This window comes from Streptomyces sp. NPDC001406 (assembly GCF_042895285.1).
Taxonomy (GTDB): Bacteria; Actinomycetota; Actinomycetes; order Streptomycetales; family Streptomycetaceae; genus Streptomyces.
Map to the genome: position 1 here is coordinate 237,942 of NZ_JBIAWG010000013.1, position 13,779 is coordinate 251,720.

The window sequence follows — 13,779 nt, forward strand, 5'->3', positions numbered from 1 at the left end:
CACTCCTCGTCACATCGTGAAGTCTCAGTCGGTACTCCCGGCATGAGGCCGGGCCAGGCCGTGGTCGTAGGCGAAGATCACGGCCTGGATGCGGTCGCGTGCGCCGATCTTGGCCAGGACCCGGCCGACGTGAGTCTTCACAGTGGACTCGGAAAGGACGAAGTTCGAGGCGATCTCGCTGTTGGTCCAGCCCCTCCCGATGGCGACGAGGATCTCGCGTTCCCGGTCGGTGAGGCTGCCCAGTCTCGGATCTTCGGTGAGGTCACCCGAACGGGGCACAAGCTGGGCGAACTCGTGCAGCAGGCGGCGGGTGAGCGCGGGAGCGATCACAGCGTCGCCGACGGAAACGGCACGGATGCCGGAGAGAAGCTCTTCCGGGCGGACGTCCTTGAGGAGGAAGCCGCTCGCTCCGGCGCGCAGGGCGGCGTGCACGTATTCGTCGAGGTCGAACGTGGTGAGCACGAGGACGCGGGATCGGTCGCCCGCGGCGGTGATGCGGCGGGTGGCCTCGATACCGTCCATGCCGGGCATGCGGACATCCATGAGAACGACGTCGGGGCGGAGCTCGGCCGCCATGCGGACCGCTTCCGCGCCATGGGCGGCCTCACCGACGACCTCTGTCTCGGGGACGGAGTCGAGCAGCATGCGGAAGCCGTAACGTTGCAGCGGTTGGTCGTCCACGATGAGTACGGTGGTCACTGAGTACCACCAGGGGATACGAGGTTGAGGGTGGCCTGTACTGTCCATCCGCGGCCGGTTGGACCCGCGCTCAGGGTCCCGCTGTAGAGAGCCGTACGTTCTCGCATGCCCACCAGACCGTGTCCTTCCTCCTTCGCCGGGCCCGGACGGCCGGACGTGGCATCGGCCGGACCGGTGTCCTGCACCGTGACGGTCAGCCGAGTGTCCTTCACGACGATCGACAGGTTCACCCGGTTGCCGGCTCCGGAGTGCTTGAGCGTGTTCGTCAGGGCTTCCTGAACGATGCGGTAGACCGTCAGTTGTACCCCGCTGTCGAGAGCGTCCACGTCACCGGCGGTCCGGTAGACGACCGCCAGACCCGCGGCGCGCACCCCTTCGCAGAGTGCGTCGATGTCCGTGAGGCCGGGTTGCGGGCTGAGCTCGGGCCCGTCCTGCGGGCCGTCCGACGCCTCCCGCAGGACGCTGAGTACGCGTCTCAGTTCGCCGAGAGCCTGGCGACCCGTGTCGCCGACGAGGAGAAGGGCTTCCCTGCCCCGCTCCGGAGCGACGGCGGTGGCGTAGGCCCCCGCGTCGGCCAGGGTGATGATGACGGACAGGTTGTGGCCCACGATGTCGTGCATCTCGCGGGCCACTCGGGCTCGTTCGGCCGCGGTGGCGAGCCGGCTGCGCTGGTCGCGTTCGATCTCCAGGCGGGCCGCCCGGTCCCGCAGCCCCGCGAGCTGGGCCCGGCGAATGCGCACCACGAGGCCGAGCGCGAGGGCTGCGGTTGCCGTGCTCAGCAGGAAGAACAGCGCGTCCCAGACGGAGACGGCCACCGACACCCGCACCGCGACCAGCATCATGGCCGCTGCCATGACCCCGCAGGCCCAGGGCAGCTGCCGTATCCGTCCGTGCAGGGCGAGACTGTACAAGGCGATGAACAGGGCGATGTCCGCGCGCAGCGCGGCACCCAGCGACCACTGGAGGACGAACACGGCCGTGGTGGCGCCGAAGGCGACCGCCGGCGCGCGGCGGCGCCACAGCAGGGGCACTACGAGCCCGGTCTGCAGCGCCAGCATCCCCACGACGGGAAGCCGGGTGAACGCGAGGCGGAAGCGCCGCGGCCCGTCGCCGTCGCCGCTCCCGGTGTGCAGCAGGTCCGGCAGGCAGAACATCACGAAGGCCAGTGCCACCACCGTGGTGTCCAGTACCCATGGATGTGCCTGGTCGGCCTGCCGCAGCCGCTGGCCGGCCCGGGAGAGGCGGGCGACCAGCGGTCCCATCCCGTCGAGATCTTCGGTGGACGCGGTGGACGCGGTGGCCTCGGAGGGCACGGAGGTCACGGTGGTCATCTGATCATCATGCAGGGTGTCAGGCGTCGCTGCGCAGCAGCCTGTATGCCGCCCCGGACAGCGCGAGCGCCGTCCAGCCGAGGAAGACCAGCAGCCCGGACCCAGGGGACAGGCTGGTGGTGTCGTGGGTCAGCGCGAACATCGATTCGCCCGCGTTGCTCGGCAGATAGGGGCTGATGTCGTCCTGCCATGAGCTGGGCAACAGGGAGACCAGCCCGGGAATCAGCATCAGCATGGCGACCAGGACCGAAATGCCGCCGGCCACCGAGCGCAACAGAGCGCCCAAGGCCGTGCCGATCACGCCGACCAGGGCGAGGTAGAGTCCGGCTCCCAGCAGGCTCCGTACGACTCCGGCATGCGAGAAGCCCATGGCCGCGGGCGTGCCGGAGACGATCCGGCTGCCGAACAGGAAGGCGGTGAACACGCCGAGCGTTCCGGTGACCAGCGCCACCACGCCGAATACGGCCGCCTTCGACCACAGCACCGGGAGCCGGCGCGGCACCGCCGCCAGGGTGGATCGGATCATGCCGGTCGAATACTCACCCGCTGTGATCAGCACGCCGAGGACACCCAGGGCCAGCTGGGCGAAGTTCGTACCGAAGAGCGACAGGCTCACGGCGGTCGAACGAGCGAAGTCCCGGTCCATGCGGCCGGAGCCGATCCCGGACTTGTAGCGGCTCGCGGCGATCAGCCCGAACGCGACGAGGAACAGCAGCCCGAGTCCCAGCGTGATCCAGGTCGACCGCAGTGACCAGAGCTTGGCCCATTCCGAGGCAAGCACACGCCGACCGGTCACCCGGTAGGCAGGGCGAGCGGTCTCGGTCGGAGGTGCTTCCGTGGTCGCAGTGAGGGTGCTCATGCCGTCCTCCCGAGGGCCTCGACGGTCTCGGTGCCGGTCGTGGAGCCGTGATACTCCACGGCATCCCGGGTCAGGTTCATGAACGCCTCCTCGAGCGGCACCTGGCGCGTGCTCAGTTCGAACAGTGCGATCCCGTGCTCGGCGGCCTTCAGGCCGATCTCGCGCGAGGTCAGCCCGGTCACCTGCAACTCCTCCGAACCGATGTGCCCGGTGATGTCGACGCCCGGCCCCGCCAGGACGTCCCTCAACCGCGCCGGGTCCTGCGTGGCCACCCGCACGGTGTCGCCACCCGCCTCGCGGACCAAATCCCGCACGGTCGTGTCGGCCAGCAGCCGACCGCGCCCGACGATGATCAGGTGGTCCGCCACCAGCGCAACTTCGCTCATCAGATGCGACGACACGAACACCGTGCGTCCGTCCTCGGCGAGCGAGGTCAGCAGGTTGCGGATCCAGAGCACTCCTTCGGGATCCAGTCCGTTGACGGGTTCGTCGAGCATCACCGTCTGCGGGTCGCCCAGGAGTGCCGCAGCGATGCCGAGCCGCTGGCCCATTCCCAGGGAGAAGGCGCCGGCGCGCTTTTTGGCCACGCTGCCCAGGCCCGCAAGGTCGATGACTTCGTCCACTCGGCGGCGTGGGATGCCGTGGGTCAGCGCCAATGCCCTGAGGTGGTTGTAGGCCGAGCGGCCCGGGTGAATCGACTTGGCCTCCAGGAGTGCGCCGACCTCCTGCAACGGCGCACGGTGCCGGGCGTAGTGGTGGCCGTTCACCGTGACGGAGCCACTCGTGGGGGCGTCCAGCCCGACGATCATGCGCATCGTCGTGGACTTACCCGCTCCATTGGGGCCCAGAAAGCCGGTCACCGTACCCGGCTTCACGACAAACTCCAGGCCGTCGACGGCTGTCTTCTCCCCGTACCTCTTGGTCAGCTGCCGTGCGTCGATCATTGGCGCTCTTTCTCTCGGGCTCGGCGTCCGTCGGGTCTGACGCCACACCCACAACCTAAGTTCGGAATCGCCCGGATCGGTGGTACCGAAGGCTGAACCCGGGCGCTGCGGTGGTACCGCGGTACTACGCGATGCGGGGCGATCTATCACTGACTCAACCAGCCTGAACAGGGATTTCGTCAAGGTGTTCAGGTTGCGGTCAGGCTGGCCGTACGGTTTTGAAACTCATGCATTAGAAGCCCCAAAACAATGGCAAAGGCACCTGTAGCACCGGGACTTCACCGTGTCATCGTGCGCTTCATGACCACAGAGCACCTTCTCGATGACCGCCCCCTCGTCCCCCTCCGTGCCATGGCCAACAAGGTGCCGGAAGTGACTGTCTACTTCTGGATCATCAAAGTGCTGACCACGGGGATGGGCGAGACGGCGTCGGACTTGCTGGCCCGTTTGCTCGGCCCGGTACCAGCAGTCGCGCTCGGTGGTCTGGCCCTCGTGGCTTCCCTGGCCGTTCAGCTCGCCGTCCGCCGGTACGTCGCATGGGTCTACTGGACCGCCGTCGTCATGGTCAGCGTGTTCGGCACGATGGCGGCCGACGTCCTGCACGTCGGCCTCGGCATCTCCTACACGGTGTCGACACCGCTCTTCCTCACCGCACTGGTCGCCGTGTTCGCCCTTTGGTACGCCGGCGAGCGGACCCTGTCGATCCTCAGCATCCGCACCCGCCGCCGCGAGATCTTCTACTGGGCGGCCGTTCTTGCCACGTTCGCCCTCGGCACGGCGGCCGGCGACCTGACCGCCACCGTCGGCTTCGGATACCTCGGCTCTGTCGCCCTCTTCGCCGCCGCGATCTGCGTGCCCGCGGTTGCCCATCGCTTCGCCGGCCTGAACGCCGTGACCGCTTTCTGGACGGCCTACGTGATTACTCGTCCCCTCGGCGCCTCCCTGGCCGACTGGATGGCGCTCGGTCATGCCCGGGGCGGGCTCGGACTGGGGCTGGGTCCGGTCACGCTCGCCTGGACGGTGGCGATCGTGTCCTTCGTGGGTTACCTGGCCATCTCCCGTGAAGACGTGTCGGGTGGTCAGACGGTCTGACGGCCGGGGCTGAGCGTCGGATGGCGGGCGTAGTGGGTTTCGGGCGACCGTCGAAGTCTCATCCGCGCTCGCGGAGGTACGCCTCCAGTTCGGCGGCCCCGGCCAGGAGTGCGCGCCCCCGGGCGGACAGCCGGCCGCGCCAGTCGCCCAGTGCGGCCTCCAGCGGTTCCAGCCCGCCGGCCGCGCGTACCTGGGTGATCAGCGGGGCGATCTGCTCCAGCAGGTAGCCGCCGCGCCTCAGCTGGTGGGCCAGCCGGGCGTCCCGCACGTCGGACTCGTCGTAGACGCGGTACCCGGTCAACGGGTCGCGGCGCGGGCGCACCAGTCCGGCACGCTCCCATTTGCGCAGCGTCGCGGGACGGATTCCGAGCTTCTCCGCCAGCGGCCCGATGAACGTGCCGTCGGGCCCGGACGCGGTGTCGGGGTGGGACGCCGTGGTGGGCTCCAGATCGCGCAGGGCGCGCTCGACGGCCTGGAGGGTCCGGCGGTCGTCGAGGAGCTGGGCGTGGCTCTCGTCGATGAGACGGAACGCCTCGTCGACCGCGCCCTCGTTCACCGCCCGCATGATCGATGTCGCCGTCGGGTGACCGTGGCCGGGCACCAGGGCGAGGAACGTGCGCAGGGCGCGCGCGTGCAGCGGCGTATAGGTGCGGTAGCCGTGGGGTGTGCGACCGGCAGCCGGAAGGATGCCGGCCTCCTCGTAGTTCCTGACCGCCTGCGTGGACAGACCGTGCCCGCGTGCCAGATCAATCGGCCTGAGCCGTACCTCGTTTTGAAGGTTTTGCCCCATGGGGCCGACGATATCGCGGCAAAGTTTCAACCGGAGGTTCAGCGATACCGTTTAAGGCATGGCTACCGACATCAAGGACACTGTCCAGGCCGTCGAGGCTGCCGCCCTCATGAGGCTGCTCCCGGTCCGGCCCCGGCTGCTCGCCCTGGGTGAGCCCACCCACGGCGAGGACACGCTGCTGGAGCTGCGCAACGACCTCGTCCGGCAGCTCGTCGAGCAGGAGGGCTATCGGACGATCGCGATCGAGAGCGACTGCATGAGGGGCCTGGTCGTGGACGGTTACGTCACGTCGGGCACGGGCACCCTCGACGAGGTCATGGAGCACGGATTCAGTCATGGCTGGGGCGCCTCCGCGGCCAACCGCGAACTCGTGCGCTGGATGCGTGCCTACAACGACGGCCGGCCCGCGTCCGAACAGCTTCGCTTCGCCGGTTTCGACGGCCCGCTGGAGATCACCGGCGCCGCGAGCCCCCGGCAGGCCCTCACCGCGCTCCACCGCTACCTCTCGGCCCGGGTGAAGGCGAACCTGCTCTCCTGCACGGCGGAAACACTCGACCGCCTGCTCGGCACCGACGACCGGTGGACGGATCCCGCCGCGATGATGGACCCGGACCGGTCCGTGGGGCAGTCGGCCGAGGCCAGTCAGCTGCGGCTGCTCGCGGACGACCTGGTGGCCCTGTTCGACGAGCAGACGCCACACCTGATCACGGCAACCTCGCGGGACGACTGGGACCGGGCACGCCTGTACGGACGCACCGCCACCGGTCTGCTGCGCTACCACTACTGGATGGCCGACACCTCACCGGCCCGCATGACCCGGCTGGTGGGCGTGCGGGACCAGATGATGGCCCACAACCTCCTCGCCCTCGCCGAACGGGGTCCGGCGCTCATCCACGCCCACAACTCCCACCTCCAGCGGGTGAAGAGCTCGATGCGGTTGTGGGAGGGGCCGGTGGAGTGGTGGAGCGCCGGTGCGCTGGTGAGTGCCCGGCTCGGCGAGGGGTACGCCTTCGTGGCCACGGCCCTCGGCACCATCCGGCACCAGGGAGTGGACACGCCGCCGCCGGACACCGTCGAAGGACTCCTGTACGCGCTCCCGGAGGACCGCTGTGTCATCGACGCCCCGCGGCTGGCCACCGCCCTGGGCGATACGCTCCCCGCGCCCCGCGTCTCGCCCTGGTTCGGCTACGCTCCGCTCGACCCGGCACACCTGGCGGACAGCGATGCGATCGTGTTCGTCAAGGACGTCCCACAGAACCAGCGCTGATGGCTCTCGTTCACCGCTGTCGGCGACTCGTCGGCCGGCAACCCGGTATGTGATGGGTGCTCCATGACGGGAGGCTGCTGAGTTCTCGGTCGTTGGACAGGTCGAGTGTGAGTGTGTTGAGGCAGGCCTGGGCGTCGATGTAGGCGATGACCAGTCGGTCCCGGCCATCCAGGGAAGTGGCCGGGGTGTGGATGAACGGGCCGCCGCCGAGCGGCGTCCACTCCTGCTGTATCGGGCTGCCGTCGAGGGGTTGAACGCAGAGGCTGAGTCCGTGTTCGTCGGTGCGTTGAACCAGGGCCGCGGCTTTCCCCGCGGCCAGCACGGTGTGGGCGAGGGGACCGAAGCCAGGAGTGGTGGTGGCGATGTCGGGCTGCGTGTTCCATGTGCCGTTCGGACGGTGTTGACGGTTGGCGACGAGCCACCCGGTCCCGGGCTGCCTGGAGTACATCAGGAGGCTGCCGTCCGGCTGCTCGATGAGGGTCATGGGGGCGGCGGGCTGGGCGAGTTGGGTGCCGTAGTCGCGGGTGAAGGCACCGCCAGGGGTGGTTTGGTACCAACGTAGGACGCCCATGCCGCTTGTGCCGCTGGTGGCATAGAACTCGACGGTGCCTTCGCTCCTGGCGACGGCAGTTATGCCTTCCAGAACACTGCCTTTCAGGTCGCTCCAGGGCTCCCATCCCTTCTCGGTCAGGAGACGGGAGCTGAGACCGGTGCCGAAATTGCGCACCGCGACCTGAACGCCGTCACCGGACGCAACGACTACCGGCATGCCCAGGGCCCGACGGTGCGGCTCATGTTCGGCCGACGTGCCGTACGGGCTGCCCAGGTCGTTCCAGGCATCGAACTCGCCGGTCACGGGGTCTTCGGCGATGTGCAGGAGGTTGCGCTGCTGCTGTTCGGGGGAGGGGCCCACCGCAGCCCTGACCGCGATGACGTGGACGCGGCCGCCGGCGTCGCGTGTAGCGTCGAGACGTGCGACGACGCGACCGCTGCCGGCCGGCAAGTGGCCCAGTGGTGCCGGTCCCGACCACGAGTCACCGCCGGGTTGGTCCTGGGTCCACATGACCGGTCGGCCGCCGAGCACGGCGAAGGCGGCGAGTCTTCCGTCGGACCGCAGTTGGAGCCAGTTGGTGCTGGAATGCCATCGATGGTTCGTGCTCTGCCCGTAGAAGCGGTTGTAGGCACGGTTGCCGAGGGGCCTGTCACCGCACAGGCCCGGGGGTTGCTCGCAGTCATGGCCGTCCTCGCCGCCGTAGACCTCCAGGTAGGAGAACTTACGGGCGGCCTGCTGGGGGCTGAGGTTGCGGGGGCGCAGCTTGTTGCAGTACCCGACGTAGCTTTCGACGGCGGCGGGCCGTTGTCGGCCGGTTCGCTCGTACTTCTCGAGCGCTGCCATGGCGAAGAGGGCCGCCGCCGTGTGGTCGGAGTTGTCGCAATAGGTGATGGCGCCTGTCTTCTTGTCGATCACGGTCCATTGAGGATCAGGGTTCATGATGCGAACGACAGCGGGGGAGTAACCCTGCAGAATCTCGGTGAGTGTGCCGATGAGGGCATCTCGGGTCAGCGACTGCCCGTCGCATCTGGAAGGGATGGGGCTGGAGGTCGGGCGCAGCGTCGCGAGCTTCTTACCGGTCTGCTGCCACAGATCGAGAAGGTTCGCGTTCTGCGCGCCCCGCCCGGTGCGCAGGTTGAGGAAGACGAGTGTGATGCCGCCCTCGTCAAGGTGGTTGATCTCTGCTGTGACTCCCCGGATCTTCATGGCGGAGCGCTGCCAGGGGGCTCGGCGGCTGCCGGTGACCATGAATGCGTAGGCGGCCCGGATGCCATGCTGGCGGGCGGCCGTGTAGGCAGGGAAATCAGGCGTGGCGGTCTTGCGGGCGGCGTCGTCCATGGCGAGGTTGATGCCGTCGGCTTCGCCCGTCGTCAGGTAGACGTTGACCTGGGGTACTCCGGAACGCACGGACTGCCACAGGTCTGGCGTCATGAAGTACAGATCGTCGTCCGTGTGGGCGCAGATCTGTACGTGGGGTGCCACGACTGTGGACGTGCGCTTGCCTGACGACGCGACGGCGGAGAAGGGATTCAGCAGACGCATGGTGTGGAGAACCTTCCTGGTGATCAGAGTTGGGCAAGGCCTCGCTTCAGGCGGCGTCCGAGAGGGCGCTCGACGTATCGGTGCACCAGCCAGGCAAGAATCAGCATGGCTGCGACCACCAGGCACAGCAGGGCGCCGGACGGTGCGCGGGGAGACAGCAGGCTGAACAGCTCCCGGCCGATGTCCTGATGGAGCAGGTACACCGGGTATGTGAGGGAGCCCGCGCCGGTGAGCCATCGCCATGACATCCAGGAGAGTTCTGTCGTGGCGACGAGCGTCATGATGCCGAAGCTCGCCGCAATGATGACGATCACTGGCCATGACGGCACCGTGTGCCCCATGTATGTGCCCGTGTTCTTCCATGTGTTCAGCGCGAAGGGGAGTGACGCGCAAAAGCACAGCAGGACAATGCCGGACAGCATCAGATTCGGGCGGTACCGGTGCATGAGATAGAGCGCCATGCCGGCGATGAAGTACCAACTGCTGTCCGGCATGAGCAGGAGCCGTACCGGGTCGTTCACCGGTGCCCGCGCGTAGAGTGCGCCGGCCGCGGCCCAGACGCAGCAGAAGAGCAGAACACGGCGGTACGTCAGTCCCCACCACGCGACGATCGCGAACAGCAGATAGAACCGCAGCTCCACGAAGAGCGTCCAGTACGCGCCGTCCACATGGGGGACACCGAGGGCCTCTTGAAGCATCGTCAGATTGGTCAGCACATCGCTCCACGGCAGTGGGCGCGCACCACCGGGGATGGCCGCGACGGTCACCGTGGTGGCGACGACCGCGAACCAGTAGGCCGGGTAGAGCCTCACCACACGCGAGGCGAAGAACTCCCGCAGCGACTTGTCCCAGCAGCTCATGCAGATGACAAAGCCGCTGATCAGGAAGAAGAGTTGGACGCCGAGCCAGCCGTATGCGGCAACCGGGAAGGCTGAGGGGAATATCGCCTTCACGTCTGTGTGCCAGCCGCCGCCCCGGGCCAGGTAGTGATAGGCCATCACGGCGAGCGCGGCCATGAGCCGCAGCGCGTCCAACACATGGAGTCGCTGGGGGCGGTCACCGGCTTCCGTGGCGTCCCTGCTCTCCCGCGGTGGTGAACTGCGCGCGCGGCTGACTTGATCGAACACGGCCTTGTCTCTCCTGTGGGGAATGTGAAGTGCGTCGCCGAAGCGCGTGTGCGGTCAGCTCCTTTCGAACCGCGACGGCACGGGAAAGTAGGCGGTGAGGAAGGCACGTAGGACGCGGTCCTGTTCGTCGACCGGGACTTCTGCGTTCGGAGATTCGCCGATGCAGAACACGCTGTGGCTGCGTGTGGCGAGCAGACGGCTCAGACGGGTGTGGTGGTCGTAGCGGCCGGCGTTGATGAATGAGCTGGAAAGGGTGGACGGGTGTGACCGGCCGGTCAGATAGCTGTAGTGGTGGTGCAGTGAGGAGGGGACGGACAGGTCCGTCCTCGCCCGGAAGGCGCTGGACGCGGTGGCGGCGATCTCGCTCGGGTACGTCTCCTCGATCTCCGTGAGTACGCTGCGTCGCAGCGGGTGGGGGGTGTGCAGAAAGCCCTGTGTCGTGGTCCGTTGGAAGTCCCGCTGGAGCAGGGCCCGGTTGTTCTTGGCAGCGGCGAAGTAGCCCTCGTCCTCATGGGACAGCGGCACGGGAGGAACCGCGGTGGGTGACCAGAAGAGGCGCGTGTGGCCGTTGCTGGTGAAGAACGACTGAGGGGTGAGGGGGCGGCCCAGGAAGACGTCGTCGTTGAAGTAGAGGAAGTGCTCCGACAGGCCGCTGATGTGGTGGAGTTGGCTCTCGATGGCGTGCGAGTTGAAGGTGGGCAGCCAGTCCGCCTTGGTGAAGATCTCCCGGTGGCTGACGATCGTGATGCCGGGCTGGGACGTGTCCAGCCAGTGCGGGACCTGGTCGCCGGTGACGAGGTAGATGTTGCGGATCCAGGGGGCGTACATGGCCAACGACCGCAGGGAGTAGCGTAGTTCGTCGCGGTTGCGGAACCGCACATCCCCGCTGTCCGCTTCTTCGTCGGCGATACCTGCGGCCTTCCTTGCCGTGTCGCGCCGTTCGCGCCACTCGGGGTCCGTGTCGTCGACCCAGGTGTAGACGGCGTCGATGGGGAAGTCGATGTCCCCGATGAGGCGGTCGGTGAACGCCGTCGTGGTGGGATAGTCACGCTCGCCGATGCGCAGCCGCGCGGTGGGCTTCAGATCGGGCAGGCAGGGCCCGACCAGGGTGGATCCACGGGGAGCCTTGCGCCAGCCGGGCAGCTCCTCGCCCTCGTCGTTCTCGGCCCAGAATTCGACCTGGCAGCCGTACGCCGGGCCATAGCGCAGTGTGCGGCTCTCGGTGGTCACCGGTTTGAAGACGCGCAGGCCCATGACGTCCCCGACCGCTCGCAGCCGCTCGGCCAGAACCGCACCGGGCGCCACTCCCTTGGGAGTGATCAGCTCCGCGTAGACGGGTTGGGCGTGGAGCGCGGTGGCGAGAGCGTGGAGAACCTGCTCGCGGTGTTCGATCTCGACGGCGAGGCGATGGGTAGGAGTGCCGTCGCGCACCATGAGGTAGGGGACATGGTGTGTGGTGAGCGCCTCGGCCACGAGCTCGAGGTTCCACTCGGCCATGCGTGCCGCGGAGATGTCGTCTCGTACCTCGGCGAGACGGCCGGCACTTCTGACGAGATTCCCCGTACGGTCCTTGGCCTGGAGCATGACCTCTCTGGCCTTTTGTTCGTCCGTGGAAGCCGCCAGCGTGCTGACGGGGGCAGCGATGTTGAAGTGGCGGCTTCCACCGGCGGCGACCCGGCGGGCCATGCGGTCCGCGCGGTCGGCGGTACGGGAAGTCGTGGCCCGGCGGGCTGCCAGGCGGGTGAAGAGTTCTTCCCACTCAGAAGTGATGCGCTGCGCCGAGAATCGCTCCCGCACACCGGCGCGTCCGGCTGCGCCGTACGACCGGCGCAGCGCGTCATCGGCCATCAGCGTGGACATCGCTTCGGCCAGGGCTTCCTTGTCCGCCGCGGGGACGAGCAGGCCGTCGATTCCATGGCGGATGATCTCGGCGGGGCCGGTGACGATGTCGTAGGCGATGACGGGCAGGCCGGCAGCCATCATCTCCAGCAGGACCAGCGGGAACGCCTCGTTGCGGGAAGGCAGCAGAGCCATGCCCGCCTTGGCCCACTCGCTTTCCATCTGGGGGGACTGGCCGAGGAGTTGGACGCGGTCGTGGAGGTTCAACCCGTCGATCATCCGTCGGAGACGAACTTCCTGCGGGCCGTCCCCGAAGATACGCATGGTCCATTCGGGGTGCTCGTCGGCGAGGGATCCGAACGCTTCAATGGCATGGTCGAGCTGCTTCTCGGGCGTCATCCGGGCGGCCAGGACAATCGTCTTGTTCGTGAGGTCCGAACGGGGCCGAAAACCGTCCGGCACGGCATTGGGTATGGCAGCCAGGACCGGTGCGGCCGCGCCGAGGGAGTCGGCGAACCACTCGCTGGTGCGTTCGGTGAGTGAGACGAGCGCGTCGACCGCGGGTGCGTACATCAGCAGTGGTTCGCCGGTGACCCCGCGCAGCTGGGAGGCGCGGTGTTCCTGGTGGATGGTGATGACGTTCCAGGGCACCAACTCCGCTGCGGCTGCCAGCAGAGCCGGAGTCGTGGTGATCAGCACGTCGGTGTCCAGGGCGGAGAGCGCTGCCGTCAGCTCGATGTCCGAGAGCCGGTCGAACGTGGGTTCCCAGTCAGGCTTGATGATCTCGCTGGGGAGCGAGGTGAGGAAACGGCACGTCCCCTCGTCGAGCGTGCTGGCGCGCACCAGCCGGCCGATGTGTCCGGTGCGGTCGACGAGATAGCGTCGTGCCACCCCGCGGCCCGCCTCGAAGAAGGGTTCCTCAAGGGTCTTGAAGACGCTGAGCACCTCTACTTCATGGCGTTGTGCGAGGTGTGCGGCTTGGGTGTAGACAGCCATCTCTGTGCCGCCCATGCCGTCGGCCCAGGTGAGCAGGAAAGTGATCTTCATCGGGTGCGGTCCTCGGGTGTGGGAATGATGGTGCAGCTCACCGCGGCCCTTCCGGCTCCGGAGACATGGGCGTGCACCCGCAGCAGCGTGCCGTTGGGCAGCGCGACGGTGCGGAACGGAGTACGGAAGACCTTGCCGGGGTATCGGACGTCGGTCAGTCGTCGACCGATCTTGACCTTCGTACGGCCGCACCGCAGACGCAGGTCCCACAGATGCCCTGTCTTTGCTCCCGCGGACATGGCGGCGAGCGGTACATCGAACGTGAACCGGTCGCCCTGCCACTCGGGGCGGATCGGGACGATGCTGCCCATGGTGCGCGGCACCGCTTCCGCAGTGAAGTGTGAGGGCGGGAGGCCTGGCGCGATCAGCCGGCCGTGGACGGTGATGCGGTCCCAGCGCACGGAGTAGCCGGTGAGTTCGGCCTGCCGGCGTGGGGCGACGACTTTGAGCATCACGTGCCCCTCGATGGAGCGCACCAGCCGAAATACCGTGCCGGAAGCAGCACTTGGGCAGGACGGGCGAGTGGGACCGTCCCCAGCGGGCGTGGGCGGCGCCGTCACAGCGAACCGTGCCGTGGAACCCGAGCGGTATGCGACGACGACAGTCAGCCGCCACAGCCCGTCCCCGAGGCTGAGCCCTGGCTGCTGCGGATCGTCATGGTGTGGATGACACAACGCGGTGGTGGCCGT

General features: G+C 67.9%; 11 protein-coding genes. 2 read left to right on the plus strand and 9 right to left on the minus strand.

Going from position 1 to position 13,779, the window contains the following annotated elements; genetic code table 11:
• Positions 1–24: 24 nt before the first annotated feature.
• Genes ACFY1J_RS30645 through ACFY1J_RS30660 form a run of 4 tightly spaced genes read right to left on the minus strand, consistent with a single transcriptional unit; the run spans position 25 to position 3,833 of the window.
• Positions 25–699, minus strand: coding sequence for a response regulator (locus ACFY1J_RS30645; RefSeq protein ID WP_390711764.1), 675 nt, complete (start codon positions 697–699; stop codon positions 25–27).
• A complete protein-coding gene (locus ACFY1J_RS30650; RefSeq protein ID WP_390732333.1) occupies positions 696–2,030 on the minus strand; it encodes a sensor histidine kinase in 1,335 nt (444 codons plus the stop codon). Before ACFY1J_RS30650 ends, ACFY1J_RS30645 begins: the two co-directional genes overlap by 4 nt.
• Positions 2,031–2,049: 19 nt before the next feature.
• Positions 2,050–2,889 (minus strand): ABC transporter permease, encoded by an 840-nt coding sequence (locus tag ACFY1J_RS30655; RefSeq protein WP_390711766.1) that lies wholly within the window; start codon positions 2,887–2,889, stop codon positions 2,050–2,052.
• Positions 2,886–3,833 (minus strand): ABC transporter ATP-binding protein, encoded by a 948-nt coding sequence (locus ACFY1J_RS30660; protein WP_390711767.1) that lies wholly within the window; start codon positions 3,831–3,833, stop codon positions 2,886–2,888. The genes ACFY1J_RS30655 and ACFY1J_RS30660 overlap by 4 nt, the downstream gene beginning before the upstream one ends.
• Before the next feature lie 300 nt (positions 3,834–4,133).
• Between ACFY1J_RS30660 and ACFY1J_RS30665 the strand changes: the two genes are divergently transcribed.
• Positions 4,134–4,925, plus strand: a complete 792-nt coding sequence (locus ACFY1J_RS30665; protein WP_390711768.1) for a hypothetical protein — start codon at positions 4,134–4,136, stop codon at positions 4,923–4,925.
• A 58-nt stretch (positions 4,926–4,983) separates the two neighbouring features.
• On the opposite strand, the gene ACFY1J_RS30670 is transcribed toward ACFY1J_RS30665, so the two are convergent.
• On the minus strand, positions 4,984–5,715 hold the full coding sequence (locus ACFY1J_RS30670) for a TioE family transcriptional regulator (RefSeq protein WP_390711769.1): 732 nt from the start codon (positions 5,713–5,715) through the stop codon (positions 4,984–4,986).
• 58 nt (positions 5,716–5,773) lie between these two features.
• Between ACFY1J_RS30670 and ACFY1J_RS30675 the strand changes: the two genes are divergently transcribed.
• Positions 5,774–6,982, plus strand: a complete 1,209-nt coding sequence (locus ACFY1J_RS30675; RefSeq protein ID WP_390711770.1) for an erythromycin esterase family protein — start codon at positions 5,774–5,776, stop codon at positions 6,980–6,982.
• 10 nt (positions 6,983–6,992) lie between these two features.
• Here the strand turns inward: ACFY1J_RS30675 and ACFY1J_RS30680 are convergent, their stop codons facing one another.
• Genes ACFY1J_RS30680 through ACFY1J_RS30695 form a run of 4 tightly spaced genes read right to left on the minus strand, consistent with a single transcriptional unit; the run spans position 6,993 to position 13,566 of the window.
• Positions 6,993–9,077: a hypothetical protein gene (locus ACFY1J_RS30680; RefSeq protein ID WP_390711771.1), complete on the minus strand. Its 2,085-nt coding sequence runs from the start codon at positions 9,075–9,077 to the stop codon at positions 6,993–6,995.
• A 23-nt stretch (positions 9,078–9,100) separates the two neighbouring features.
• Positions 9,101–10,204, minus strand: a complete 1,104-nt coding sequence (locus tag ACFY1J_RS30685) for an acyltransferase family protein (RefSeq protein WP_390711772.1) — start codon at positions 10,202–10,204, stop codon at positions 9,101–9,103.
• Positions 10,205–10,258: 54 nt separating this feature from the next.
• On the minus strand, positions 10,259–13,090 hold the full coding sequence (locus ACFY1J_RS30690; RefSeq protein WP_390732334.1) for a stealth conserved region 3 domain-containing protein: 2,832 nt from the start codon (positions 13,088–13,090) through the stop codon (positions 10,259–10,261).
• Positions 13,087–13,566, minus strand: coding sequence for a hypothetical protein (locus ACFY1J_RS30695; RefSeq protein WP_390732335.1), 480 nt, complete (start codon positions 13,564–13,566; stop codon positions 13,087–13,089). The genes ACFY1J_RS30690 and ACFY1J_RS30695 overlap by 4 nt, the downstream gene beginning before the upstream one ends.
• Positions 13,567–13,779: the final 213 nt, after the last annotated feature.

Coding starts and splice junctions, on each gene's coding strand:
- ACFY1J_RS30650 (WP_390732333.1), bottom strand. CDS start 2,030: ATGACCACCGTGACCTCCGTGCCCTCCGAGGCCACCGCGTCCACCGCG.
- ACFY1J_RS30665 (WP_390711768.1), top strand. CDS start 4,134: ATGACCACAGAGCACCTTCTCGATGACCGCCCCCTCGTCCCCCTCCGT.
- ACFY1J_RS30680 (WP_390711771.1), bottom strand. CDS start 9,077: ATGCGTCTGCTGAATCCCTTCTCCGCCGTCGCGTCGTCAGGCAAGCGC.
- ACFY1J_RS30655 (WP_390711766.1), bottom strand. CDS start 2,889: ATGAGCACCCTCACTGCGACCACGGAAGCACCTCCGACCGAGACCGCT.
- ACFY1J_RS30670 (WP_390711769.1), bottom strand. CDS start 5,715: ATGGGGCAAAACCTTCAAAACGAGGTACGGCTCAGGCCGATTGATCTG.
- ACFY1J_RS30675 (WP_390711770.1), top strand. CDS start 5,774: ATGGCTACCGACATCAAGGACACTGTCCAGGCCGTCGAGGCTGCCGCC.
- ACFY1J_RS30690 (WP_390732334.1), bottom strand. CDS start 13,090: ATGAAGATCACTTTCCTGCTCACCTGGGCCGACGGCATGGGCGGCACA.
- ACFY1J_RS30660 (WP_390711767.1), bottom strand. CDS start 3,833: ATGATCGACGCACGGCAGCTGACCAAGAGGTACGGGGAGAAGACAGCC.